The following is a 2,182-nucleotide window of genomic DNA, read 5'->3' on the forward strand; positions in this document are numbered from 1 at the left end:
GATCAGTTCGCGACGATTCAGTCCCAGGGTGTTGGCGGCCTCAATCAGTTTGGGATCGATGCCGCGAATACCGGCGAACAGATTCATGTACACCGGGAAGGTTGTACCGACGACGATCAGCGCAATCTTGGTGAATTCGCCGATGCCGAACCAGAGAATGAACAACGGCACCAGTGCTAGCGACGGGATCGTGCGCAGCATCTGCAGCGGTGAATCGAGCACCACCTCGCCGCGCTTGGACAGGCCGCTGATCAGCGCCGCCACCACACCGAGACTGACACCGATACTCAAGCCCACCAGCGCCCGTTGCAGCGATACCAGCAAGTGTTTACCCAATTCCCCGGAAGCGATCATGGCCCAAAGTGTGACGCCGATTTGCGAGGGCGCCGCGATGACCCGTTGCGGGATAAGGCCCCCCTGCGACGCCAGTTCCCATAACAGCAACAACGCGATGGGGCTGAGCAAACGCAGCAAAAATTCAGGTGTCCGCCAGTTGCGCAGCCAGTGAGGCAACAGCCTTGATGCGCCCTGCAGCTCACCGCGGTAGCGAGCAGCCTTGTTGACGGAAAATGAGCCAGTGGCGCTCTGTGTATCGAAGGTCTTTTCAGTCATCAGGCTTCCTTCCTCAAAAAGAACATGGCCAGAGGTGCCATGCGTCAGCTGCGGATTTCATGCTATTCGCATAAAAAACCTCAGTGAAATTCTTTTTAGGAATAACCTAATATGCTTATAAATCAGGAACTGAATTCATCTGATAAATTATTTGCATAATAAACTCCTGCATCCCCCGCCCTGCCGGGGCCTGCATGGTTGACGTCGTTTAAAATGCAGATAGCTGATACATGCAAACAATCATCATTCTTTAAATTAATAATTAACTTAGAACCAATAGGCATTTCACAGCCGCACCCTGCTACGCCTATTTTGGATCCCACAGACCGACCCCAACGCCAGGTGGAGGCTTGAATCGCGCCTATTCAACGAAAGGAACTCCCATGAGTATTGAATTCATCGGCTACATCGGCGGTCACCATTCTTCGGAAATCCACCCTCGCAGCGGGCCTGTGTTGCAGCCCGACTATGTGGAGAAAGTGGCGCGCGCCCATGAGGATGCCGGCTTTGACCGGGCCTTGGTAGCCTTCCACTCCAACAGCCCCGACAGCACCCTAATTGCCTCTCACGCCGCCAGTGTGACCAAAGACCTCAAGTTCCTGATCGCCCATCGGCCCGGTTTTGCCGCACCGACCCTGGCCGCGCGACAGTTCACTACCCTCGACGTATTCAATGGCGGACGCACCGCTGTGCACATCATTACCGGTGGCGATGATCGCGAACTGCGCGCCGACGGTAGCTACATCGGCAAGGACGAGCGCTATGCCCGCACCGACGAATACCTTCATGTGCTGCGCCAGGAATGGACCAGCGAAAAACCCTTCGACTATGCAGGGCAGTATTACCAGGTGGAGGGTGCGCACTCGACAGTGAAGTCGCCGCAACTGCCGCACATTCCACTGTATTTCGGYGGCTCWTCGACAGTGGCCATCGAAGTGGCGGGCAAGCATGCGGACGTGTACGCGTTATGGGGTGAAACCTATGAACAAGTTCGCGAGGTGGTAAAGCAAGTACGCGCCGAGGCTGCCAGACATGGCCGCAGCATTCGCTTCAGTTTGTCATTGCGGCCGATTCTGGCGGACACCGAAGCCCAGGCATGGGAACGTGCCGAGCGCATTCTGCAGCAGGCCACCACGCTGGCCGAACAAAACGGTTTTGTCCGCCGGGACCCTCCGAACGAAGGCTCTCGCCGCCTGCTCGCCGCTGCCGCCCAGGGCTCACGTCTGGACAAGCGTCTGTGGACCGGCATCGCCGGCTTGCTGGGTGCACAAGGCAACTCGACCTCTCTGGTCGGCACCCCGGAACAAGTAGCCGAAGCGCTGCTTGATTACTATGACCTGGGCATCACCACCTTCCTGATCCGTGGCTTTGACCCGCTCGAGGACGCCATCGACTACGGCAAGCGCCTGATCCCCCTGACCCGAAAACTGGTGGCCGAACGCGAGCGTCAAGCATCGGAAAAAGTAGCCTAGACACCGACATCCCAATGTGAGCGAGCCTGCTCGCGATTGCGACAGCACATTCAACAGAGATGTTGACTAACACACCGCAATCGCGAGCAGGCTCGCTC

2 protein-coding genes are annotated in these 2,182 nt (G+C 57.2%); one reads left to right on the forward strand and one right to left on the reverse strand.

Going from position 1 to position 2,182, the window contains the following annotated elements; genetic code table 11:
• On the reverse strand, positions 1–612 hold a 612-nt coding region (locus AC1DRJ_RS25225), incomplete at its 3' end, for an ABC transporter permease (RefSeq protein WP_477804554.1).
• A gap of 383 nt (positions 613–995) precedes the next feature.
• Here AC1DRJ_RS25225 and AC1DRJ_RS25230 point away from each other — a divergent pair.
• Positions 996–2,084 carry an LLM class flavin-dependent oxidoreductase gene (locus tag AC1DRJ_RS25230; RefSeq protein ID WP_477804555.1) on the forward strand — a complete coding sequence of 363 codons (1,089 nt, stop codon included), beginning with the start codon at positions 996–998 and terminating at the stop codon, positions 2,082–2,084.
• The last annotated feature ends 98 nt before the right edge of the window (positions 2,085–2,182 follow it).

Source organism: Pseudomonas sp. P5_B2, from assembly GCF_056400445.1.